Origin of the sequence: Stenotrophomonas sp. GD04145, assembly GCF_029835135.1 — a bacterium.
In the GTDB taxonomy this organism is placed as follows: Bacteria; Pseudomonadota; Gammaproteobacteria; order Xanthomonadales; family Xanthomonadaceae; genus Stenotrophomonas; species Stenotrophomonas maltophilia_P.
On the sequence record NZ_JAODZG010000055.1, the window covers coordinates 1 to 22,626 of the forward strand.

26 protein-coding genes are annotated in these 22,626 nt (G+C 66.5%); 14 read left to right on the top strand and 12 right to left on the bottom strand.

The features are described 5' to 3' along the window. Both N7367_RS17315 and N7367_RS17320 read left to right on the top strand, forming a co-directional pair. The coding region (locus tag N7367_RS17315; RefSeq protein ID WP_279942862.1) for an RHS repeat-associated core domain-containing protein at positions 1–1,764 on the top strand (1,764 nt) is incomplete at its 5' end. After that, the gene (locus N7367_RS17320) at positions 1,761–2,138 is read left to right on the top strand and encodes a hypothetical protein (protein ID WP_279942863.1); all 378 of its coding nucleotides are present in this window, start codon (positions 1,761–1,763) and stop codon (positions 2,136–2,138) included. The genes N7367_RS17315 and N7367_RS17320, both read left to right, overlap by 4 nt. Here N7367_RS17320 and N7367_RS17325 read toward each other — a convergent pair. Further along, entirely contained in the window at positions 2,110–2,727 is a 618-nt protein-coding gene (locus N7367_RS17325) for a hypothetical protein (RefSeq protein WP_197600686.1), read from the bottom strand. The genes N7367_RS17320 and N7367_RS17325 overlap by 29 nt on opposite strands. Positions 2,728–2,904: 177 nt before the next feature. After that, positions 2,905–3,297 carry a DoxX family protein gene (locus N7367_RS17330; protein ID WP_279942864.1) on the bottom strand — a complete coding sequence of 131 codons (393 nt, stop codon included), beginning with the start codon at positions 3,295–3,297 and terminating at the stop codon, positions 2,905–2,907. 183 nt (positions 3,298–3,480) lie between these two features. On the opposite strand from N7367_RS17330, the gene N7367_RS17335 reads away from it, so the two are divergent. After that, the gene (locus N7367_RS17335) at positions 3,481–3,888 is read left to right on the top strand and encodes a hypothetical protein (protein WP_279942865.1); all 408 of its coding nucleotides are present in this window, start codon (positions 3,481–3,483) and stop codon (positions 3,886–3,888) included. 52 nt (positions 3,889–3,940) lie between these two features. Here the strand turns inward: N7367_RS17335 and N7367_RS17340 are convergent, their stop codons facing one another. The 5 genes from N7367_RS17340 to N7367_RS17360 all read right to left on the bottom strand — a co-directional run bounded on the left by N7367_RS17340 (position 3,941) and on the right by N7367_RS17360 (position 7,173). Next, the gene (locus N7367_RS17340) at positions 3,941–4,894 is read right to left on the bottom strand and encodes an SDR family NAD(P)-dependent oxidoreductase (protein ID WP_345781902.1); all 954 of its coding nucleotides are present in this window, start codon (positions 4,892–4,894) and stop codon (positions 3,941–3,943) included. Between the two features lie 53 nt (positions 4,895–4,947). Continuing rightward, positions 4,948–5,589 carry a glutathione S-transferase family protein gene (locus tag N7367_RS17345; RefSeq protein ID WP_279942866.1) on the bottom strand — a complete coding sequence of 214 codons (642 nt, stop codon included), beginning with the start codon at positions 5,587–5,589 and terminating at the stop codon, positions 4,948–4,950. Positions 5,590–5,663: 74 nt separating this feature from the next. Then, positions 5,664–6,236 (bottom strand): cysteine hydrolase, encoded by a 573-nt coding sequence (locus tag N7367_RS17350; protein ID WP_279942868.1) that lies wholly within the window; start codon positions 6,234–6,236, stop codon positions 5,664–5,666. A gap of 3 nt (positions 6,237–6,239) precedes the next feature. Further along, on the bottom strand, positions 6,240–6,878 hold the full coding sequence (locus N7367_RS17355) for a DUF6766 family protein (protein WP_279942869.1): 639 nt from the start codon (positions 6,876–6,878) through the stop codon (positions 6,240–6,242). Between the two features lie 100 nt (positions 6,879–6,978). Next, positions 6,979–7,173 carry a hypothetical protein gene (locus tag N7367_RS17360; protein WP_053517152.1) on the bottom strand — a complete coding sequence of 65 codons (195 nt, stop codon included), beginning with the start codon at positions 7,171–7,173 and terminating at the stop codon, positions 6,979–6,981. A gap of 150 nt (positions 7,174–7,323) precedes the next feature. On the opposite strand from N7367_RS17360, the gene N7367_RS17365 reads away from it, so the two are divergent. The 3 genes from N7367_RS17365 (at position 7,324) to N7367_RS17375 (ending at position 9,543) form a co-directional block, all read left to right on the top strand. Further along, positions 7,324–8,487 (top strand): zinc-dependent alcohol dehydrogenase, encoded by a 1,164-nt coding sequence (locus tag N7367_RS17365; RefSeq protein WP_065174470.1) that lies wholly within the window; start codon positions 7,324–7,326, stop codon positions 8,485–8,487. Positions 8,488–8,494: 7 nt separating this feature from the next. Continuing rightward, entirely contained in the window at positions 8,495–8,989 is a 495-nt protein-coding gene (locus N7367_RS17370; protein ID WP_279942870.1) for a hypothetical protein, read from the top strand. Positions 8,990–9,114: 125 nt separating this feature from the next. After that, a complete protein-coding gene (locus N7367_RS17375) occupies positions 9,115–9,543 on the top strand; it encodes a BLUF domain-containing protein (protein WP_279942871.1) in 429 nt (142 codons plus the stop codon). A 42-nt stretch (positions 9,544–9,585) separates the two neighbouring features. On the opposite strand, the gene N7367_RS17380 is transcribed toward N7367_RS17375, so the two are convergent. Beyond that, positions 9,586–9,978: a response regulator gene (locus N7367_RS17380; RefSeq protein ID WP_053517160.1), complete on the bottom strand. Its 393-nt coding sequence runs from the start codon at positions 9,976–9,978 to the stop codon at positions 9,586–9,588. A 191-nt stretch (positions 9,979–10,169) separates the two neighbouring features. Between N7367_RS17380 and N7367_RS17385 the strand changes: the two genes are divergently transcribed. From N7367_RS17385 to N7367_RS17400, 4 genes are all read left to right on the top strand, one after another. After that, the gene (locus N7367_RS17385; protein WP_279942872.1) at positions 10,170–10,508 is read left to right on the top strand and encodes a hypothetical protein; all 339 of its coding nucleotides are present in this window, start codon (positions 10,170–10,172) and stop codon (positions 10,506–10,508) included. Between the two features lie 253 nt (positions 10,509–10,761). Then, a complete protein-coding gene (locus N7367_RS17390) occupies positions 10,762–11,238 on the top strand; it encodes a BLUF domain-containing protein (RefSeq protein WP_279942873.1) in 477 nt (158 codons plus the stop codon). Next, positions 11,235–12,005 (top strand): DUF72 domain-containing protein, encoded by a 771-nt coding sequence (locus N7367_RS17395; RefSeq protein ID WP_279942874.1) that lies wholly within the window; start codon positions 11,235–11,237, stop codon positions 12,003–12,005. The genes N7367_RS17390 and N7367_RS17395 overlap by 4 nt, the downstream gene beginning before the upstream one ends. Then, complete coding sequence (locus N7367_RS17400; protein WP_279942875.1) at positions 11,998–12,759, top strand: DNA-formamidopyrimidine glycosylase family protein; 762 nt, start codon at positions 11,998–12,000, stop codon at positions 12,757–12,759. Before N7367_RS17395 ends, N7367_RS17400 begins: the two co-directional genes overlap by 8 nt. On the opposite strand, the gene N7367_RS17405 is transcribed toward N7367_RS17400, so the two are convergent. Continuing rightward, the gene (locus N7367_RS17405) at positions 12,760–13,038 is read right to left on the bottom strand and encodes a hypothetical protein (protein WP_279942876.1); all 279 of its coding nucleotides are present in this window, start codon (positions 13,036–13,038) and stop codon (positions 12,760–12,762) included. It abuts the gene before it with no gap. 50 nt (positions 13,039–13,088) lie between these two features. Continuing rightward, positions 13,089–13,586, bottom strand: a complete 498-nt coding sequence (locus N7367_RS17410) for a ferritin-like domain-containing protein (RefSeq protein ID WP_065181611.1) — start codon at positions 13,584–13,586, stop codon at positions 13,089–13,091. Between the two features lie 458 nt (positions 13,587–14,044). Here N7367_RS17410 and N7367_RS17415 point away from each other — a divergent pair, with 458 nt between their 5' ends. After that, a complete protein-coding gene (locus N7367_RS17415) occupies positions 14,045–14,497 on the top strand; it encodes a PA2169 family four-helix-bundle protein (RefSeq protein ID WP_279942877.1) in 453 nt (150 codons plus the stop codon). A gap of 83 nt (positions 14,498–14,580) precedes the next feature. Here the strand turns inward: N7367_RS17415 and N7367_RS17420 are convergent, their stop codons facing one another. Continuing rightward, complete coding sequence (locus tag N7367_RS17420) at positions 14,581–17,934, bottom strand: autotransporter serine protease (protein WP_279942878.1); 3,354 nt, start codon at positions 17,932–17,934, stop codon at positions 14,581–14,583. Between the two features lie 223 nt (positions 17,935–18,157). Between N7367_RS17420 and N7367_RS17425 the strand changes: the two genes are divergently transcribed. Continuing rightward, the gene (locus N7367_RS17425) at positions 18,158–18,508 is read left to right on the top strand and encodes a VOC family protein (RefSeq protein ID WP_279942879.1); all 351 of its coding nucleotides are present in this window, start codon (positions 18,158–18,160) and stop codon (positions 18,506–18,508) included. 10 nt (positions 18,509–18,518) lie between these two features. Here the strand turns inward: N7367_RS17425 and N7367_RS17430 are convergent, their stop codons facing one another. Then, on the bottom strand, positions 18,519–18,806 hold the full coding sequence (locus N7367_RS17430; RefSeq protein WP_279942880.1) for a general stress protein: 288 nt from the start codon (positions 18,804–18,806) through the stop codon (positions 18,519–18,521). Positions 18,807–19,009: 203 nt separating this feature from the next. Here N7367_RS17430 and N7367_RS17435 point away from each other — a divergent pair, with 203 nt between their 5' ends. Further along, on the top strand, positions 19,010–19,903 hold the full coding sequence (locus N7367_RS17435; RefSeq protein WP_279942881.1) for an NAD(P)-dependent oxidoreductase: 894 nt from the start codon (positions 19,010–19,012) through the stop codon (positions 19,901–19,903). 210 nt (positions 19,904–20,113) lie between these two features. Then, positions 20,114–22,626: methyl-accepting chemotaxis protein (locus N7367_RS17440; RefSeq protein WP_279942882.1), on the top strand; the 2,513-nt coding region annotated here is incomplete at its 3' end.

Here is a 22,626-nt window from a genome sequence, read left to right on the forward strand (position 1 = left end):
TACGACGGACTGGGTCGACTGGCATCGATGCAGAGTGATGGCCAGCGGCAGGACTTCAGCTACGACTGGTGTGCGTGGGGCAAGGGCATGCTGTGCGGCCTCTCCGGCCCCGACACCGCGACCCACTTCGCCTACGTTCCGAGCGGGCAGTTGTGGATCCGGCGGGACTTCATCACTGTTGCCGGCCAGCAGACCGATCACAGCACGGAATTTCTCTACGACGGCATTGGGCGCCCGAACCAGATCACCTATCCCAACGCTGACCGCGTCAACTACGCGTACGGCGCCGGCGGACGACTGGCGTCGATGACCGCAACGATCGACGGCGTTTCGCGTGCGGTCATCGCCCAGGCCAGCTGGAAAGCGACCGGCGCGTCGGGCTGGCTGGCGTACGGCAATGGACTGGCCCGCGGTTACAATCATGATGCCGATGGCCGACTGACCGCGATGTCGGTGTGGGGCCCCAACAGCGCCCGGTTGAGCTACTGGGATTATCAGTACAGCGCGGACGGCGAGATGACTGCAATCATCGATGCCGCAGTGCCCGACCTGACCCAGACGATCGGTTACGACGCGCTCAGCAGGCTGACCCAGTTGAGGCGGTTCGGAATCGACAACCAGCTTTCCTATGATGCCGGTGGCAACCATGACCGCTACCAGGCCGGGAACCAGTTGACGCAGTACACCATCGACCCGGCAAGCAACCGGGTGCTGGGCTATGCCAACCAGGATGGGACACGGCAGTACCAGTATGACGCGCTGGGCAATCGCATCAGCGAGACGGCAGGAAGCCGGGTCAGCACGTATGAGTACAACGCGTTCAACCGGATGAGCCGTGCCAACATCGCGGGACAGGTCACCGATTACCTGATCAATGCGCAGGGGCAGCGTGTGGCCAAGGCCAATGCCACCGCTACCAGCCGATACTTCTACAGCGACCAGAACCAGATGCTGGCCGAGCTCAGCAACAACACCTGGACCAACTACCTGTGGTTCAACGGTGAGCTGGTGGGTCTTTCGCGCAATGGCCAGCTCAACTTCGTCCATACCGACCACCTGGGCCGTCCCGATTTCGTCAGCAGCCCGCAGCAGGCGACCGTCTGGAAGGCCTACAACTATGCCTACGGTCGAAGTGTGCAGCAGGATGATATTGGAGGCCTCAACATCGGCTTCCCGGGGCAGTACTACGATGCCGAAAGTGGACTCTGGTACAACGGGTTCCGCGATTACGATGCGTCCATTGCACGCTATGTCCAGAGCGATCCGATCGGCCTGGCAGGCGGCCTCAACACCTACGCCTATGCTGCCGCAAACCCAATCCAACGCACCGATCCGCTGGGGCTTGAGCCTACAGTGGCATCTGTTGTGCTGTGCATCTCAGGCGCCGCCGGAGGCTACATGACGGTGGACGGAATCAAGGCCGCCAAGCAGGATTTCGATGCGATGCAGAAGGCCAGAGCCGAGGCTGCGGAGAAGCAGGCGTGCGAGGATGCCAAGAGCGATACCACGCGTGCCGGTGCGAGCAATCCTGCGCTGGCCAAGGCGGCGGGGGTTGTGGCGGACGCGGCCAGCGCCTTCTCCGACCAGGGGGCGTCGTTCAAGGCAACCATGGCCATGTCGGTGGTATCAGGCGCGATCGGCATCAAGCCGTGTACGGTGATCGGCGCCGCCATAGGCATCTTCGCGGCCGATGGCAGCGCAACCCGGAGAGTGGAGGCAATGACCAAGGCAGCCGGTGACTGGATGAAGGACAACACGCGATGAAACTGCCGGTCCGCTTCTGGGTGCATCTTCTCAGCCACCTGGTGCTCGTCGCGATCCTGGCTGGGCTGCTGGCCGGCTGGGTCGGGACGTTCTTCGAAGCCCTGGCCGGTCATTCCGGTGCCGCAACCGACGGCGCTCGTGTGGGCGACGTGGGCACGGCGTTCGGCTTCTGCATGCTGGCCCTGTTGCTGTTGGGGGCGCTGACGGTCACCGGCGAGCTGTTCGGTCTGGCGAGGCCGTACAGCCGCGACGCGCCCTACCGGAACGAGGCGCAGGCGATGTATCGAAAGGTGCTGTTGATCGCGGTGGCGCTGTTGTCCTGGGGAGGCCTTGCATCGGCCACCCTCATTGGATCGCTGATGCGCTCCGGCTGACCGGCCCGGGCGCTGTCGGCAGCCGCTCGAAGGCAACGATCCGGCGCGAGAGCCATGGCCAGAACATCCGCCTGCGCAACAGCAGGCCGCGCACCTCATCCAGGCTTGCATGGAGCAGGCCGATGCGGTGCGCCAACTCCTCCAGCGTACTGTCGGGCAGGCGCGCAAAGCCCTCCTGCTCGATATGCCAGTTGTCGGCGTACTCGATCAGCTGCACGCAGCGCATCTCCAGATGGATACGTGCGTGGATCACATCCCAGTCGATCAGCTCGTGCGTTGGAATCTGACGCAGCGAGTTGAGCATGTCCATGCCGCAGGTGCGGTGGTAGCGATACAGCTGTGTGTCGCCGGATCGATCCGTGGCCAGCTTCGCCGCCTGCAGGAACTGGAAGAGGGTGATGCCGCACAGTGTCAGCGAGGTGGTGATGCGGCGCTGGGTCTGCGCGCGGGACATCTGCCAGGGCACATAGATGGCAGCGAAGCCGATCACCACTGCCACCAGCACCTGTGACCAGTCCGCCCATTCGCCGACCGGCAGGCAGGGACGGCCGATGATCCAGGGGCAGAAGGTATCCACCGTGTCGCTCATGCAGGACCTTGCGCGTTGCCGATCTGGAGCACCACGTAATCACAGGCTCGCCGATGCAGGCAAGGCAGGGGCCCGCAACCGGCGCGGTGTCGCGCGCCGGCGCAGATCGCGAAGGCGGGGGCGGGGTGAAAAACGACACGCGGCCACCCCGTCAGCCACGGATGGACGAGGCTGCCCTCATCCGCGACGCCGGCGACCATCGATGCTGTAGCGGCCGGCGCCGGTGCAGGCCAGCAGAATGAAGCCACCGGCGATGCCCATGTTCTTCAGGAACATGATCTGCTGGGTGGGATCGTTGAACTGGTGATGGAAGATGAAGGCGGTCACCAGGCTGAAGGCGGCCAGGACCGCGGCGACCAGACGGGTCTGGAAGCCCAGCAGGATGCACAGGCCGGTAATGATCTCGAACGCGATGGTCGGCCACAGCAGGATGCCGGGCACGCCCATCGTCTCCATGTAGCTCTGTGTGCCGGCCAGGTTGCCGAGTTTGCCAAGGCCGGAGACCAGGAACAGCAGCATCAGCAGTACGCGTGCAGCGAGGATGGCAAGGGGAGGCGATGAGTGGTTCACGTCGATATCCTCAGGCGGAGACAGGCAAGGCAACCGTGCGCGAGGGCACAGGAGATGGGCCGATCGGACTCCAGAGCCGGTGAAGCCCGCGTTGAGGGCATTCCGGGCACCGGGCTGCGGGGTGGGGTCATACGGCGCGTTTCACGCTACCCTGCGCGGGTCCGGCGACGAAGGAGGCACAGGATGGCAGACGATGGCGGCATGACGATTCCAGCGAAGACCCTGTACATCGCAGGCGCCGTGGCTGTGCTGGTGAGCCTGCTGGCGTGGTCGGTGGAGTGGAGCGGGCTGGCCTACGTCTGTCCCTATTGCCGTGTGCAGCGCACGGTCATCGGCGTGCTGGGGGTGCTGACCCTGTTCGCGCGGCCCGGCGGCATCGTCGTGCCCTGGCTCTCCTTATCCGCGGGAGGCTTCGCGTTCGTGGTGGCGGCGATGCAGCACTTCAACGGCTGGAAGCGCATTTCCTCAGGCAGCTTCAGCTTCAACGCGCAGTGGTACATCGACCCGTGGTTGCTGTCGGGATGCGCGATGCTGATCCTGGTCGCGCAGTTGATGCTGGTGCAGGCGGCCTGCCGGCGCAGCGCGCGCTGAAGCCACCGCCGGCGTCTGCCGGCGGCGGCCTCCATTGCATTCCGTGCCTGCGCTAGGCTGGATTCATCAGTGCGAAGAGCGTGTCGTAGGTGCCATCGCGTTCGGCCCAGCGTCGTGCCTGGTCCGGCTCCAGCAGCAGCTCACCCCGCGGGTGGTCCCCGCGCTCGAGCTTCAGCAGAACCTGCTGCACGTACTCCTGCACGGGCATCGCGCGCGGGTCGGTCGCCTGCGCCTCACCTGTCAGTCCGGTCTGCACGTACGGGGGCGACAGTTCCAGCACCTCCACCGGCAGATGGCGAAGCTGATGACGCAGCGATACCAGCCACGAATGCAGGAACGCCTTGCTGGCGCAGTAGGTCGGGAAGCTGGCCAGTGGCAGGAAGGCGAGCGCAGAACCGGTGGCCATCAAGGTGGCGCTGCGTTGTTGTGTCAGCAACGGCAGGAACGTGGCCACGGTGCGGAGCACCCCCAGGATGTTGGTGTCGATGATGGCTTCGGCATCGAAGTCGTCCCAGTGTCCGCTGGCCAGGTTTTCCGGGCGGGAGATGCCCGCGTTGGCGATGAGCACGTTAAGGCCGGGGAAGCGGGCATGGACGATCTCGGCCAGGTCCGCCAGTGATGCAGGATCGCCAAGCTCCAGCGGCAGGGCGACGAGGCCCGGGCGCTGCTCGCCGATCGCCTGCAGCAGTGCCCGGTCGCGGCCGGTGATGATGACCTGGTTGCCGCGGTCGTGCAGCGCTTCGGCCAATGCACGGCCAATGCCGCGGCTGCCGCCGGTGATGAGGATGGTGTGCCGGTGAGGTTCATGGGAATGCCTTTCCAGAGGGTCTTGGGAAAGGCCACGGCGTGATGCATCCGCTCCCGCAGGAGCGAAGGGCAGGGCAGTACCGTGGCGCCTGTCGCCCGGGTTTCCTCTGCTGAGGCCCTCCCGGCTGTGGGCGCGTTGGATGACGATAACGCCTGCGGCAGCGCCGTTGCGGGGCTGCGGGGCAGACTGTAGGCGCAGCCTGGTGAGGCGTCAACCGTGTCGGCGCATCGGGGCTCCGCCCGGTGCAGGGGCTACCGGCTCTGGAAGACCGCCAGCTGGGCGGCGAATGCGCGCTGGTAGGCAGGGCGTTCCGTGGCCCGCGCCAGGTAGGCGGCCAGCGTCGGGTACCCGTCGATCATGCCGCTGCTTTGAAGGCGCAGCAGAACCGCGACCATCATCAGGTCGCCAACGCTGAATTCGTCCTCCAGCCAGGTTCTGTCGCCCAACCACACCGACAGCTGGGACAGCCGTGTGCGCACGCGCTCGTCCAGCATCACCTGCCGCTGCGCATACCAGGACTGCTCGCGTTCCAGCAGCCATGCCATGGATCGCTCGACGATGGGCGGCTCGACGGTGTTCAGCGCAGCGAACGTCCACATGATCGCGCGCATGCGGGCGTCGTCCCCGGCCGGCAGCAGGCCGCGATGGCGCTCGGCCAGGTGCAGGAGGATCGCGCCGGATTCGAACAGCACCCGCTCGCCTTCCTGGTAGGTGGGGATCTGCCCGAAGGGGTGGCGCGCCAGATGGGCCGGCTGCTTCATCTCGGCAAAGGACAGCAGCTGGACGTCATAGGCCACCCCCAGTTCTTCCAGTGCCCAGCGCACGCGCATGTCGCGGGCCAGGCCCTGGCCGCGATCGGGCGAGGTGGCGAAGGCAGTGAGGATCGGGGTCATCGCACGTGCTCCGGCCGGCGGGAGGCCTGCCTTCCCTGTGTCGACGAACGGCAGGACCGGAAATCGACCGTTGCTCAGCGCTGCGCTCGCCGCGGCGGGGACAGCAGCCCGGCAACCGTCTCGATCCGTGCGGCGCCTGAACGCTCCAGCGTCTGCAGTGCCACTCTCCTGCGTGCTGGCAGCGCCGCGGTGGCATCAGCCACCACGGTTACTTCGAACTCCCGCGCGTTGGCATCGAGCGCGGTCGCCAGCACGCAGGAATCGGTCGCCATGCCAGTGAGCCACAGGTGGCGGACCCCCAGTTTGGCCAGCAGGATCGGCAGGGGCGTGGCGAGGAACGCCGAGTGCTTCGGTTTGAGCACGAAATAGTGGTGTGGGGCCGGCGCCAACATGTCCGCGATGCGCGCGGCACTGCCACCGTCCCGCCTGCACTGCTCCACCTGCTGGCGGAAATCCCGTTGCCAGTCGGAGAAGTTGTCGTTGGCATGGATCACCGGCCAGCGGCGGGCATCGCAATGGTCACGCACCCTGCGGATGCGGGTCGCGGCCCGCTCCGCCAGGGGCGCCAGCGCGCCAGCGTCGGGGAAATCGAAGCGGCTGAACATGTCGATGACCAGCAGTGCGGTCGTGGCATTCCGGCGTGGCATGGCTCAGTCTCCGGTCTGCGCATGCGGCGCCTGCACCGGCTTGGACTGCGGGGAATCCTTCTGCCGCAGGAAGATGGTCAGCACGACCAGGGCCAGTACCGCGAGGAATTCGCTCTGCCAGTTCTGCATGGACTCGAACCAGAACGTGCTGCTGGTCAGATGTTCCAGGAAGGACGGTGGGGGAAGCCCCTGCAACTGCTGTTCAACCTGTTCCGCCTTCCAGCTGCCGACGGCATGCAGACTGAAGCTGACCAGGAAGAGCAGTCCGAAAGCGATCGCCAGTGAATGTCCATAGAGCGTCTTCCATATACCGCCACGCAGCACCGGCCAGGGTGTCGGGCCGGGCTCGATCCGTGCGTGTTCCTGTGCAGGGTCGAGCGGGCGCGATTCCGCAGAGCCGCGCTGGCGCAGGCTGACGGTGAGCAGCACGTACATGCCCATCTGCAGGAACTCGCTTTCCCAGTTCTCGAAGGTGGCACTGACGAAGTGACCGCTGGCCAGGTAATGCCACAGATCCAGCGGCGCGCGGCCGTGGTGGACCAGCTCCTCGTTGTGCACCTGCAGTCCTGACAGTGCCTGGCCGGCAATGAACAGCACGGTCAGAGCCAGCAGCACCAGTGACAGACCGTTCCGCTTCCACATGCAGCACCTCGCCATGCAGATCCTATGGGGGATGCGGTGAGCTTGCGTGGCCGGTCACGAAACATCCGTGAATCCGGCGCATGCGGTCCGTGAGGCGGACTCAGCGATGGCGCTTTCCGGTGGGGTCCGGATCGAGCCGTTCATAGTCATCCGGGCGCGCCTTGGGGCCATCGCCATCGTCGGGCATGTCGTGCTCCTTCCATCTGGCGTTGTCGTTGCGGCGCTTGTCGGGTGTATGTGCCTTGGCCTGGTCATCGACATCGACGGTGGGGTTGAACGGCAGCTTGTTGCTCATGGCAGTGTTCCCGTGGATGGAGGCTCCAGCCTGCGCGCGTCCGGGTTAACGCAATGGCGCAGTCGAATGAACATCCCGCACACCGTGCGGTCACTCTGCCCGCAGGGGGCGGGCTGCGATCCTGCAGGTCCGTTCCCTTGGAGAAGCACGATGCAGGCACTGACCTATCACGGCCGCAGGGATGTGCGCGTCGAGACAGTTCCCGATCCGGTGCTGGCGCAGGATGACGATCTCATCCTGCGCGTGACCGCGACAGCCATCTGTGGCTCGGACCTGCACCTGTATCGCGGCAAGATTCCGGACCTGCATGATGGCGATGTGCTCGGCCATGAATTCATGGGCATCGTGGAAGAGGTCGGCAGCGCCGTCACCCAGGTGCGCGCCGGTGACCGCGTGGTGATCCCGTTCGTGATCGCCTGCGGTGAGTGCTTCCATTGCCGCTTGGCCGAGTATGCCGCCTGCGAGACCACCAATCCCGGCAAGGGGGCGGCGCTCAACCAGAAAGGCCTGCTGCCTCCTGCAGCGCTATTTGGCTACAGCCACCTGTACGGGGGCGTGGCCGGGGGGCAGGCTGAATTTGTCCGCGTGCCCAAGGCCAACATCGGCCCGCTGCGGATTCCGGACGGTGTGGCGGACGAGCAGGTCCTGTTCCTGTCCGACATCCTGCCCACCGGCTACCAGGCTGCACTCAACGCGGGCATCAGGCCGGGCTCGACCGTGGCCATCTTCGGAGCGGGTCCAGTCGGCCTGATGAGCGCAGCATGCTGCCGCCTGCTGGGTGCGGAAACCATCTTCATGGTCGACCATCTGTCCTACCGGCTGGACTATGCACGGGATGCCTACGGCGTCATTCCGATCGATTTCAGGGATATTCCGGATCCTGCCGATTACATCCTCAGCCAGACCAGTGGCCGGGGCGTGGATGCCTGCATCGAGGCCGTCGGATTCGAGGCCGAAGGCAGTGCACTGGAAACAGCGCTGACGACCGTCAAGCTGGAAGGCAGCAGTGGCGTGGCGATCCGGCAGTGCATCGCGGCCGCGCGAAGAGGCGGCGTGATCAGCATTCCCGGCGTCTATGCCGGTTTCATCCACGGCTTCCTGCTCGGCGATGCTTTTGACAAGGGCCTGACCTTCAAGATGGGACAGACGCATGTGCAGGGCCTGATGCCGGAACTGCTGGATGCCATCATGGAGGGCCGCCTCGACCCGGGCGACATCATCTCCCACCGCATGCGGCTGGCCGACGCCGCACAGGGCTACGCGATGTTCGATGCCAAGGACGATGACTGCCGCAAGATCGTGCTTACGCCGTGAGAGCAGCATGAGCGCCTCGGCCATGATGGTCCTGTACGTGCTGTGGCTTGCCGCAGGCACGCTGGACTTCCATTTTCATCGCCGCACCGATCTGCCCCACACCTCGGGCCTGCGCGAGAGCACGCTGCATGGGGTGCAGCTGGGGCTTGTGGGGACTGGTGTGCTGGCCTGGTTGCTGCTGGCCGATACGCGGGCGCTGGCGGTGTTGCTTGCCGTGCTGGCGGCCGCCCATGCGATCGCGGGGTATCTCGATACCGCCAGCGCGGATGGCCGGCGACGCATCAGTCCGGCCGAGCAGCATGTGCACAGCGTGCTGGACGTGGCGCCGTGGCTGTTCGTGCTCTGGGTGGCCCATCACGCTGAACCGGCGTGGGCACTGCAATGGCGCCCGGCGCCGGCGCAGGAGTGGGTGCTCACGCTGCTGCCGGCGGTGGTGGTTGCGTTCTCATGGCTGTGGGAGCTGCTGCACTGCCTGCACTCAGCCCGGTCTCTGTCGCGATGACGCCGCGTTGCGGCCGCCAGCACGAGTATGAATGCAGTGGAGTGTGACCGGGTCACGGTGCGCGTACACAGGCGGTGAACGGGAGGCACGATACGCTCGGCGTTTGTGGGAGCAGGAGCCGGAGCGTGCCGAACAGAGCCATCGTCTACATCAGTGAGGCCAGCGAGGACTTCACGACCGGGAAGCTGGAATCCCTGATGGCCGACGCCGCGCGTTTCAATCGAGGCGCGGGCGTAACCGGTGTGCTGCTGTTTGATGGGCAGCGGTTCCTGCAGTACATGGAAGGCCCACCGGATGGACTGGAGGTGGCCTACTCACGGGTGACCGGTGCCAGCAGCCATGGCGGCATCATCGAGTTGGCCCACGGTCGAGTCGGTCAGCGCCGGTTGCCGTTCTGGCCAATGCGGTGCCTGCATACAGAGCCGGACCTCCTGCGGGACATCGCCCGGGCGGACTGGACCAGCTTCATTCTGCGCGCTGCCGACGGTCACGAGGATGCAACGGCGATGGAGCGGCTGCTCGCCGTGGTCGAGCCCTACGCCCGCGCGGCCTGACCCGCCCTCGGCGGCGCGCGTTTCGCTGCTGCACGATCTGGTTCAGCGCTGGCCTCCCGCCGCCGTATCGCTGCAGAGCGTCTGACGGACAGCGCGTTGCAGGCCCTCGATGTGGAACGGCTTGGCGACGAAGGGGGCACGCCGGTGCCTCGCAGGTACCAGCTGGTCGTACACCGCGGAGACGAACAGGTAGGGAATCTTCAGTTCGGCCAGGCGGTCGGCTACCGGAAACACCACGCCATCGCGCAGTTCCACATCCAGTACCGCGCCGTCGAACCGTTGACGGTCCAGCAGGCCGAGGGCATCAAACACGCTGTAGGCATGGGTGACGTGGTCGCCACTGTCCTCAAGTGCCTGTTCCATCAGTGCCGCCAGATCGAACTGGTCCTCCACCAGAAGCAGATTGCAGGGAGGCTGGCCGGTCGTGCGAGGCATGAGGTGGGTCTATAGAGCCGTGGGAACGACAGTGTCCGCCGCAGGCCATCAAGGCGATGCGGAGATGATGTGGTGTCGACGCGAAGCCGCGCGGGCCGTGCAGGCAGCGTGCACGGATGGGCCGGCAACGTTGACGATGCCTTGGCGATCACTGTGGATACTGCCGCCGTCCCCGCACGAGGAGTCGCCCAATGAACGCTTCCGGATCCCTGTCTGCGCCCCAGGTGCTGCGCGTGGAAAGCATGCCGCTCGCCTGCGGTGGCATGGCAGTTGTCGTCGAACTTGACAGGGTGCCCTCCCGCGCTTGGATGAAGTCGCTGAAGCGGGCACTGCTGTTGGCAGACGGTCTCGACGGCGCACAGGCCAAGTTCGATGGCCGCTTCGTCTACGTGGTGGGCGTGGAGGTCACGCAGCGTCGAGCCGAGCATCGGGTCATGCAGGTGCTGTCCGCTGCCGAGGGTCGCTCGGCCGATGCCGCGCGTATGCACACGATGCCGCCTACGACTCCCGTATCCGTGTTGCAGGCCTGAGCGCGCATCGGCGGCAACGGGCAGGGTGACGGGCTGGAGCACCACTGCAACGAAGCGAAACCGCGATCGCTGTTGCCCGGGTTCCGGTTCGAGGCGACCCTGGAGTGTCTCCCGTGTTGGGCTGCCGTATACCTCGTGCCATCTCCTCGAGTGCAGAGTCGACCCCACACTTGAACGCAGCCTCCACGCCGAAGTCACTGGACCTTCGGCGGCCAAGACTAATGTAGAGCCTATTGCAACCGTCGGTGCCCCCATGCCTCTGCGTGCCATTGCCTATGCGAGCGAAGCCGTTGCCTCACTGAGCGCGGAACGGCTGCGCGGTCTCGTCAGCGACGCGGTGGCATTCAATGAAGCAGCGGACATCACCGGCGTGCTGCTGTTCGATGGCCATCGCTTCCTGCAGTACCTGGAGGGGCCACAGCAGGGCGTGGACGCCGCGTGGCGGCGCATCCTCGACAGCAGCAGCCATCACAGTGTGGTCGAGCTCAACCGCGGTCGTATCGGTCGCCGCCAGTTCTCGCACTGGCGGATGGGCTGGCTGCAGGTGGAGCACACGGCACTCGGCAGGGTGGCCCTGTCCGACTGGACCGGGTTCGTGCGCAGCACGGCCATCACCGGAGTTCCGACCAGCGCGCTGGACAGGCTGCAGCTGTTGACGGCGCCTCTGCTGCGGGCCGGTCAGGACGGACCTTCCATGCACGCTGCGCCTGCTGGCGAAGAAGGGGCATGAGCACTCGGGTGGAACCGCACCCTGCCGGAACGCGGATACGCATCGGTTGCGCAGGATGGTCCCTGTCGGCGGCGGATCGCTCCAGCTTCGGTGGAGGCGGCAGTCTGCTGCAGCGCTACGCCACGCGCCTTTCTCTGGTCGAGATCAACTCCTCGTTCTATCGCCCGCACCTGCCGCAGACCTATCGGCGCTGGGCCGCTTCCGTTCCGGACGATTTCCGCTTCACGGTGAAGATGCCGCGTTCCGTATCGCACGAGCAGCGGCTGCGCGGTGCCGGCCCGCTGCTCGACCCGTTCCTGGCTGCGGTGGAAGAACTCGGCAGCCGGTTGGGTGCGCTGCTGTTGCAGTTGCCTCCCAGCCTGGCGTACGAGCCGCAGCACGTCGAACCGTTTCTGCACGATCTGCGTCGGCGCACGCGCAGGCCGGTGGCGTGCGAGCCTCGACATCCGTCCTGGTTCAGTGCCGAGGTGGATGCGCTGCTGGCGGTCCATGACATCGCGCGCGTGGCAGCGGACCCGGCGCGGGTCGCGCAGGCGGGCGAGCCGGGCGGGGCCCGCGGCTGGAGCTATTGGCGATGGCACGGCCAGCCGGATATCTATCGCAGCGCTTATGACGAGACCACACTGGCACGGCTGGCCGGGCTGCTCGGGGACCGCGCGCGTGCCGGCCATTGCGCCTGGATGATCCTGGACAACACGGCGCAGGGCCATGCGGTCAGCAATGCACTGCGATTGCAGGCACTGCTCGGACAACACGGCCATGCCTGAAGGCCCTTCCATCGTGCTGCTGCGCGAGGCCGCCGAGATGTTCACCGGCCAGATACTGCGACATGTCGGGGGCAACAGCCGGATCGACCTGTCCATGCTTGCAGGGCAGCGCGTGCGATCCGTGCGCAGTTGGGGGAAGCACTTCCTGCTGGAGTTCGGCACGCATACCTTGCGGATCCATCTGATGCTGTTCGGCAGCTGGCGTATCGATGAGCGCAAGCCTTCGCCTCCGCGCGTATCGCTGAGGTTCGATGCCGGCGAACTGAACCTCTATGCCTGTTCGGTCAAACTCATCGACGGCCCGTTGGAAGAAGCCTACGACTGGCGCACCGATGTGATGAGCGATGCATGGGACCCCCGCCTCGCGCGCCGCCGCCTGAAAGCGATGCCTGACGTCCTGGTGTGCGACGCACTGCTGGACCAGAACGTTTTTGCCGGCGTTGGCAACATCATCAAGAACGAAGTGCTGTTCCGGATCGGCGTACACCCGGCCACACGTGTGGGTGACCTGCCACCGCGCAGGTTGGGGTCACTGATCCGCGAAGCCAGGACCTACAGCTACGAATTCCTGGAATGGAAGCGTCGTCACGAGCTCAAGAAGCACTGGCAGGTGCACGCCAAACGCAGCTGTCCGCGATGTGGCGGCCCCGTCAGCAAGCAATATCTGGGCAGAACCCGGCGACGCAGCTTTTTCTGTCCCCGCGATCAGGTCCTGTTCGATGGCGCCGGGCAGGCCGGTAGCCGCCAGCGGTAATCAACAGGGCGGAGGCAGGGGGGCCTGCCTCTGGCGATGCCGCGCCAAGACCTGCCCAAGCAGAGCCGTCGCCAACAGAAGCAGATTGGTCACCACGAAGACGCCGCTGCCCAGCATCAGGCTGTAGAGGGTGAACAGCGCCGAGGCCACCATCTGGCCTGCGAACAACCATCGTGACAGTGTCTCGGGATGTGGCGAACGCCACTGCTTGACCATCTGCCTGAGCAGGGTGGCGACCAGCACAAGGGTCGCCATCCAGCCGATGATATCCGGATGCATCGGGATCTCCTGTTGCCGCCGCCGTCCCTGGCGGCGTATCGCAATGGAACTCAGGCGGCCTGTGCTGCCTTGGCGTTGCCGCCCCCCTTGGCCAGCAGGGTCAACTTCTCGTCGGTCGACTTTTCTTCGGCCAGTGTTTCCAGCAGCAGGGGGAGCGCGTCCTTGTAGCCCAGCTGCTTGGCCAGCGCGGCGATGGTGCCGTACGACGCGATCTCGTAGTGCTCGACTTTCTGGGCGCCACCGATCAGTGCGGCATCACGCACCGGTCCCTTGTCGATGCTGTCGATGACTTCTTTGCCTTCCTCCACCAGCCCTTCCATCGCTGCACACTTGATGCGCTTGAGACGGATGCCCAGCGTCTCGACCACCTGGTCGATCCGCTCGATCTGGCCCTGGGTTTCCTCCAGATGGGTTTCGAAGGCGGCGGCGAGATCCGGATTCTCGGCCGCACGGGCAAGGCGGGGCAGGGCTTTGGTCAGCTGCTTCTCGGCGCTGTAGATGTCCGAAAGTTCGTGGATGAACAGGTCTTCGGCAGTCTTGATGGCCATGTGCGGCTCCAGTCGGGAAGGAACGATGACCGTAGCGGCCCCGGCGTTGATGCCCGGCGTATAAGCGGTGAGCGCGATATCGCTGTCCACCGGCATGGTCCATGCAGGGCCCTCACATGTGCACGCGCGATGCACACGGCGTGCACGTGCCGACGCTGGCGTATGCATCAGGCTGCCAGCGTCCGCATCGACAGGAGAAAACACGATGAACACGCCAGGAAAACCGACGCCGAGCTGGCGACAAGGGAAGGTGCTGCTGGGAGTGCTGGCCGCCGTGCTGGTGATTACCGGGATCATCCTTTTCGTGCCCTGGTAGCGGCGGTCAGGCCGCGTTGAGCGACGTGATGCATGCATCAAACGACGCTCACCCCGGGGCTACATTCCTTTGTCCAAGGTAGTGATGCAGGCAACGCACACCGTTGTCGGTCCCCAACGAATCTGAACTTCAGGAGCAGAACATGAGCACCCAGTCCACCATCGAACATCGTCTCAACGACCTGATCGAGATCGCACGCGACGGCAAGTCGTTCTACGAAGAGGCGGCCACGAAGGTGAAGGACCCCGAGCTGGCGGCACTGTTCACCCGCATTGCCGGCGTCAAGGGCCGCATCGTGTCGGCACTCAGTGGCGCGGTTGCGGCCACCGGTGGCAAGCCTGCAGAGCACGGCACCCTGGTCGGCTCGATGCAGCAGTTCTACGGCAAGGTGCGCGCAGCGTTCGGCGACACCAACTATGGCTATGTGGCCGAGCTGGAAGAATCGGAAGACCGCCTGCTGGCAGCTTTCAAGGACGCGCTGAACGATGAGGGCCTGCCGCCGGCGGTACGCCAGGAAGTGACCCAGCTGCTGCCGGAAGTGCAGGAATGCCACAACGTGATGCGTGCGCGGAAGCACGCGATGAAGGCAGCCTGATCGCGCGGGCTGCATTCTCCGGAGAAAAAAAGGGGCGGCCCCAGGCCGCCCCAATGCTCTTCAGCAGGTAAGTTGAACGTGGATCAGAAGCGCACGGACCAGCGCGCCGTGGCGCCATGGTCACGGCTCTCGCTGCCGAACTGGCCGCTGTAGCCCAGCTCCAGCGACTGCCGCGGGGTCAGCCACGCGGACAGCCCCAGCTCGGCCACGACAGCGCTGTCGGCGATCGGCGCTCCGCTGACGGCGAACGCGCCGCCACCGTTGGCGAAGGCGAGGTTGGCCACCTGGCTGCGGTCGCCGGAGGCCCGGCGATAGCCCACCGCGCCACGCAGGTGCAGCCAGCTGTCCTGCTGGAAGGAGGCCTTCAGACCCTTGTCGAAGCGCAGCCCAGCGGTCGCCACGGTAGTACGGGTGTCTTTCACTTCGCCCTGCAGTGCGGCGGCGCCGCCCCGCTCGTTGATGCGCTTCAGGTCCACTTCGACGCGGGCAACCTGCAGGTAGGGCTCCAGGCCGCCTTCAGCAGAGCCGAAACGGTAGCCGGCTTCGAGGAAAGCCTGGCGGGTACGCGCGTCATAACGGCCGGTGAGCGTGTCGCTGAATCCTGCGAACGCCAGCTCGCGGGTGCTCTCTGCCTCGTGCTTGCTCCAGGCCACGCCACCGCGCAGACCGAAGCCGCCCCAGCTGTGGCTGGCGTAGGCACCGATGTGGGTGTTGTCGATCTTCGACTTGGCACGGCGGTCGCGTTGCTTGACGTCGGTACGGCCGGTGCCGGCCAGCACGCCGGCCTGCCAGCCGTCGAACTCGCGGTCGATACCGACCAGCAGGCCGTTGCTGTTGGCGTCGGTGCGCGCGGTTTCGACATCGCCATCGAGCTTGCCGTTGCCGCCGATCGCCTGTACCCACGCACCGGTCGCGTCGCCGGTGCTGCCCGGCGACGCATTGCCCGCACGCCGCGACAAGGCTGCATCACGCACGTAGCGGCTGCTCTCGACCAGCACCAGCGGCGTGGCGGCATGCAGCTCGCCGCTCAGGCCGTCCAGCGCGGCGCCGACCTGGGCGGGGAACAGCTGGGTCAGCGGCCGGGGCAGGCCCTGGTTGATCGCCAGGCCATCGGCTACGCCAGCGACGGCGCGCTGGTTGCGCGTGGTGGCCGCGGTGGCCAGCAGCGCACCCCGGGCCACGTCGATGCGCGCACCATTGGCGCTGTAGGCCAGGCTGAACTGCAGGAACGGCGAGAATGCACTGAAGTCGGTACGGGCGAACTGACCGTTGATGCCACCGTCGGCGCGCAGGATGTTGAACTGCTCACCCAGGTAGTACACGCCCGGTTCGGGCAGCGCGACCAGCGTGCCGTCCAGCGTGGCGGTGCCGGTGACGTGCAGCTGGTCGCTGCGGCCTCCCGGCGCCAGTTCGGACGCGAACACGCCGGTAGCGCCCTGCGCGTAGTCACCGTTGACGGTCAGTGTGCCGATCGAATTGCCCGGCGCGATGATGCCGTCGACCCGGGTGGTGCCCAGGGTGCCGACACCCTTCAGCAGGCCATTGGCGCCTACGGTGGTATTACCGCCGGTCTGCGTACCGTTGAAGGAGACCACGCCGCCATCGACCACCAGGTTGCTGTGGTCCAGCACGCCGCCGGCGCTGACCGTGCTGACGCCGCCGGTGGTGTTCAGGGCGGTGGAGACCAGCGAGCCGTTGAGCAGGAACTGGCCGCCCTTCACCTCCACTGCCGAGGTGAGCGTGTTGGCGCCATTCAATTCCAGGACGCCCTCGTTCACCACCGCACCGTTGAAGCTGTTGTCGCCGCTCAGGCGCAGCCAGCCGATGCCGGACTTGGTCAGCTTGCCGGGGCCGCCGATGTCGTTGGTCCAGTCATCCCAGGCCTCGCCTTCCCAGACCTTCAGGCCACCGGCCTTCTGGTTCATCACCACATCGGTGTCCACGCGCAGCGAGCCGAAACCTTCGATGGCCTTGCGCAGGTCGACCATGCCCCAGCCGTAGATCTCATCGATGCCCGGATCGCCCAGATCGCGGGCGGTCGTCAGCAGCACGTCGCGGACCTGTGCGCTGTCCAGGTAGGGGAAGCGCTCAAACAGCAGCCCGAGGGCGCCGGTGATGTGCGGCGCCGCCATCGAGGTGCCCGTCTTCAGGCCGTAGGTGTACTCGGTGTTCTCGCTGTCGATGATCAGCCGCAGGTACTCGCTGGTTTCCTCGATGCGTCCCTGGATCTCACCGGAGACGATGGTGCTGGCGATGTCGGTGCCCGGGGCGGAGATGCACCAGTTGGCGGCGGCACCGCAGATGCTGGAGCTGTCGTCGAGCACATAGTCGGTTTCGCCATCGTCGGCGACCGGCTGGCGCACGTTGGCCACGGCCAGCCAGTAGGGTTCGATCTCCGGCTTCCAGCGGGGCAGGGCCGCAGTGATGCCCGCGACGGCCCCGCTGCCGTTGCCGGCCGACCACACCTGGATCAGGGTCGACCCGGGGGCAGCGTCGCTGCCTGCGTAGATGCTGCCGTAGACGTCGTAATCCGCGCCAATCGCGGCGTACTGGCGGTCGAGCGCCGCGGCACTCATGTTGCGGGTCGAGATGCCCCAGCTGTGGTTGATGGCGCGCACGCCCTGCGCCTGGACCTGCGCATACATGTCCAGTACGGCGTCGTCGTCCGGGTCGGTGCGGTACACCGCGCGGGGGCGATAGAAACCATCCGGATCCAGGCGCCACTCATAGTAGGTGTCACCGAACACGCGCGCTGCCGTCAGGTCGGCACCGAAGGCCACGCCATGCATGCCTGTGCCGTCGCGGTTGGCGCCGATGGTGCCCAGCACGTGGGTGCCATGATCGGCGTAGCTGAAGCCGTAGGGCAGGCCGGCCGCGATCAGGCGACCGGCGAGCGCCGCCGGCACCCCGGCACCGAGGCCGTAATAGTTGTAGCCGGGCTGTTCGCCGCGGGTCTGCGCACAGGCCCCTTCGCCAGCGACGATCCCCGCCGTCGCGCAGTCCGGTCCGATGGTGATGCTGGTGGTGTTGCGGCCGGCGAATTCCGGGTGGGCCAGCGCCGAGCCGGAATCGAACAGCGCCAGGCGTACACCCTGGCCGGTCAGGCCGCGGGCATAGGCATGGTCGGCCCCCATCGCGGCCAGGCCCCAGTCGGCATTGAATTCATCGGTGTGCCAACTGGCGGCGTCGCCGGCATTTCCAAGGACCGCAGTGGACGCGGCCTGCGCCGAAGCACCGACGGTTGCGTCCATCTGTGCACCGCCTGGCTGGGCCCACGCCGCCTGCAGGTGGCGCTGCTGTTGCCAGGCATCGAGTGAATCGGAGGCCATCGCCGGCAGGGCGGCTGCCAGCAGCAGGGAGCTGGCCACCGCGAGTGCCAGCGGGCGTTGCAAGGGGGAACGGGAGCGGGACGAACGGCCATGCAGCGGGTGATTCATCAGGCAAACTTCCTTGATTGACGGTCTACCCAGCCGCTAACTGTTCCGGATGCGGTTCACCCCCATCGATGTCACAGAAATATTGTGAACGCGTTAATGTTTCGTGACGGAAGCCACACTTTTCGCGCCCTGCCGCACCAGTCTGTACACGCACCCCTGAAGATTGACGGCGTGCTGGCCGGTCGCGCAGTTTCGTTTTCGCCCCTCATTGAACAGGAACGCCATGGCTGTCAGACGCATCGTCGCCAACATCGCCACACCCGAGCCGGCGCGCGCCGCCGCGTTCTACGGCGGCATCCTCGGCATGCCGGTGGTGATGGATCATGGCTGGATCGTCACCTACGCCGGGCAGGACACTGCACCTGCGCAGCTCAGCTTCGCCAGCGAGGGCGGATCCGGTACGCCGGTGCCGGACCTGTCGATCGAGGTGGACGATCTGGATGACGTTCTGCAACGGATCCGCAGCGCCGGCATTGATGTCGTGTATGGTCCTGTCGAGGAGCCATGGGGCGTGCGTCGGTTCTTCGTCCGGGACCCGTTCGGGCGCCTGCTGAACCTCCTCAGCCACGGCTGAGGCGCGTTGCTCAGTCCTGCTGACCCGGTTCGTCGCGGTCCCGTGGACCGTGATCGGATTGCTGTCGCTGCTGCTGTGCGCGGGCGTGGCGTGCATGCCCGCCTTCGCGACCGATCGCGGCCATGTGCTGGCGATCGCGGCTGATGGCTTCGCCTCCCTTGCGGCCGGCAATGCGCGCCTCGGCGGGACTGAATTCATGGGCGTTGCCGGAGGCATGGGCGGCGCGCCCACCCTTGGCGGCGATCGCGCGCTGCATGCGCTGGTCCATCGACGCGAAACCGCGGTTGCTGCTGGCCATAGGGATCTCTCTCGGCGTGGCGGAGCCTCATGCTTGCCCACGCCAGGCTAACGGTGCGTCCGCAGATGGCGTGTGGTCTTCACGCTGTGCCTGCCAGCTGTTGACGCTGCACTTGCGCAGCGCCGCTATCGCCCTGGGCACAGGCCACGCCTAGAATCGGTTCATCCCGGTAGCTCCCGGGCGCTGTTGAGTGAATGGACTCAATGAAGATTCTGTTGACCGGAAGTTCCGGGCGGATCGGGCGCGCGATCTTCGGCGCGTTGGCGGCCACCCATGAAGTCATCGGGCTGGACCGCAGCCCGTTCGCCACTACACGCATCATTGCCGACGTCACCAACACGAAGGCACTGGAGCGTGCCGTGCGCGGCGTGGATGCGGTGATCCACACCGCTGCGCTGCATGCACCGCATGTCGGGCTGGTGCCGGACACGGTGTTCCAGCAGATCAACGTGGAGGCGACCGCGCAGCTGCTGCGGCTGGCGCGCGACGCCGGCGTCGGACGCTTCGTGTTGACCAGCACCACCGCCCTGTACGGCCATGCCGTGGTGGCAGGCGGTTGCCGCTGGATCGACGAAGACACTGAACCCCTGCCCAGGACCATCTACCACCGCACCAAGCTGCAGGCCGAGGCGCTGGCCGAAGCGGCGGCATCGGACGCATTCGCCGTGCGCGTGCTGCGCATGGGCCGCTGCTTCCCCGAGCCTCCCGAGCGCATGGCGATGTTCCGCCTGCATCGCGGCCTGGATGCACGCGATGTGGCCAGCGCGCATGCCGCGCTGCTGCACAACGGGGGCGCACCGTTCCAGCGCTACATCGCCTGCGCGCCGACCCCCTTCCGGCGCGAGGACTGCCTGGAACTGGCCACCCAGCCACGCCGGGTGCTGGCGCGGCGCGCACCGCAGCTGCTGGCCGAGTTCGAGCGCCGCGGCTGGCCACTGCCGCTGAGCATCGACCGCGTGTACGACGGCAGCCGTGCGGTTGCGGTGCTGGGCTGGCAGCCGCGCTACGGTCCGGACGATGTACTGCAGCAGTACGCGGCAGGCAGCATCGAAGTGCTGCCACGCACGCAGTGGTTGAAGGACCGGGTGGTCGAGTAGGTTCGCCGCACCTATGAGCCATCCCAAACTGAGTGCATTCAGCTTGACGCAGGGCAACGGCTCAACCCCGCCGCGGAACGGCCGCTAACCCGGTGCGCCCTTGCGGTGCCGGGCATCGCCCGGCTCAGACAGGTCGCCGCGCGAGGGATCGCGCACCAGCGCGGCGCCAACGCGGTGCCGGATGTCCTGACCTGCCTTGCGGACCCTCCCATGCCGTCTTCCCGCTCCGCCGCTGCCCGTCGTCCGGGCAGCATCGCCCACAAGCTGATGCTGGGCACCGCTGCCATCGCGCTGTTGTGCTTCGGCCTGACCGCCTTTCTGATCTACCGCCAGGCCAGTGCCAGCCTGATCAACGCGTCGCGGCAGACCATGGCCAGCGAGGCGCATGCCGAAGCGCGCCAGGTTGCGGCCGATCTGGGCACCGCCTTCGCCAGCAACGATGCCATGGTCGAGGCCGTCCTGGCCCAGCGCGCGCGGGGCGACCAGCCTGATCGTGCCAGCCTGGCGGCCGTGCTCGGCGAACAGCTGCGCGCGCACCCGGAGTGGCTGGGCAAGAGCACCATGTGGGAGGCCGATGCCTTCGATGGCAAGGACGCGGAGTTCGTCAACAGCGAGGCACATGACGCCACCGGTCGCTACATGAGCTACTGGGCCTGGCAGGACGGCAAGCCGCAGCAGTCGGTGATGACCGACTACACCGACACCGCCAGCGGGTCCGGTGACTGGTACATGGGGCCGAGCCGCGACAAGCTGCCCAAGGTGAGCGAGCCCTATGCCTATGAGATCGCCGGCCAGAAGGTGCTGATGAGCACCCTGAGCACGCCCATCGTGGAGAACGGCACGTTCCTCGGCGTGTTCACCGTCGATTTCTCGCTGGCGGCACTGCAGAAGCATCTGGCGACGCTTGCGCCGATGGGAGCAGGCCGCGTTGAACTGCTTTCGCCCAAGGGCGTAGTCCTGGCTTCGGCCGACGCCGCCGAGATCGGCAAGCCGCGCACCGATGCCTTCACCCGCGACATGCTGGCCGGAATCGCGGCCGACAGGACCGTCGAAGCGTTCGAGCCGGATGCCGCCGGCAATGTGCGCCTGTACGTGCCACTGCGGGTTGGCGATGCCCCGCAGCGCTTCGCGCTGGGTGTGGTGGTGCCGCATGCCGTGATCGTGGCCGAGGCTCGCCAGCTGCTGTGGCTGACGCTGCTGGTCGGCGTGCTGGCCGCGCTGACATTGAGCGCCGGTGTCTACCTGCTGCTGCGTCACCTGGCGATCCGGCCGCTGGCGCAGGCGGTACGCATTGCAGGTGACGTGGCGGCGGGCAAGCTGGACACCGCGCTGCCGGCGCGCGGCAACGATGAGGTCGGGCGCCTGCTCGAGGCGATGCAGGGCATGCGGGGACAGCTGCAGGCTGTGATGGCGGCGCAGGCGGAGATGGCACGCCGCCATGATGCGGGCGAGCTCAGTTACCGGATGGACGCGGCGGCCTTCCCGGGGGAGTACGGTCGCATGGTGGCCGACAGCAATCAGCTGGTGGCGTCCAGCAATGCGGTCACCCAGCGGCTGGTGGACGTGATGCAGCGCTACGCGGTGGGCGATCTGAGCGTGGACATGGAGCCGCTGCCGGGCGAGAAGGCGGTGTTCACCGCCGCCATGGCCACCACCAAGAGCAACCTGGCGGCGATCAACGAGCAGATCCAGCAGCTGGCCGCCGCTGCTGCCGCCGGCGACTTTGCCGTGCGTGGTGACAGTGAGCGGTTCGAGCACGATTTCCGCCGCATGGTGACCACGCTGAACGCGATGATGCAGGCCAGCGACCACAACCTCGCGGCGCTTTCCACGCTGCTGCGCGCCATCGCCGCCGGCGATCTCAGTGCACGCATGCAGGGCGACTTCCATGGTGTGTTCGCGGTGATGCGCGACGATGCCAACAGCACCGCGCAACAGCTGACCCATATCGTCGGCCAGATCCAGCAGTCAGCGGCGAGCATCCGCCTGGCGGCCGGCGAGATCGCCGCGGGCAACAGCGATCTGTCGCGTCGCACAGAACTGCAGGCGGCCAACCTGGAAGAAACGGCAGCGTCGATGGAGGAGTTGACCTCCACCGTGCGCCAGAATGCCGATCATGCCCTGCAGGCGAACACGTTGGCCGCATCGGCGGCGGACGTGGCCAGCGAAGGCGGAAAGGTGGTCGGCCAGGTGGTACAGACCATGCAGCAGATCGAAACCTCATCGCAGCGCATCGCCGAGATCATCTCGGTGATCGACGGCATCGCCTTCCAGACCAACATCCTGGCCCTTAACGCCGCCGTTGAGGCCGCGCGTGCGGGCGAGCAGGGACGCGGCTTCGCCGTGGTGGCCAGCGAAGTGCGTGCGCTGGCCCAGCGCTCGGCCGCAGCGGCGAAGGAAATCAAGGGACTGATCGACGCATCGGTGGCCCAGGTCGGCAGCGGTGCGCAGCTGGTGCACCGCGCAGGCAACACCATGCAGGAGATCGTCGGCCAGGTCGGGCGGGTCAACGAGATCATGGCCGAGATCTCGGCCGCCTCGCGCGAGCAGTCGGCCGGCATCGAGCAGGTCAACCAGACCGTGGTGCAGATGGATGAAACCACCCAGCAGAATGCGGCGCTGGTGGAAGAGGCCAGTGCTGCCGCGCGCGCGATGGAAGAGCAGGCCGAGCAGCTTGCGGTGGCGGTGTCCCGCTTCCGGCTGCAGTCGGAAGCGGGCACGGG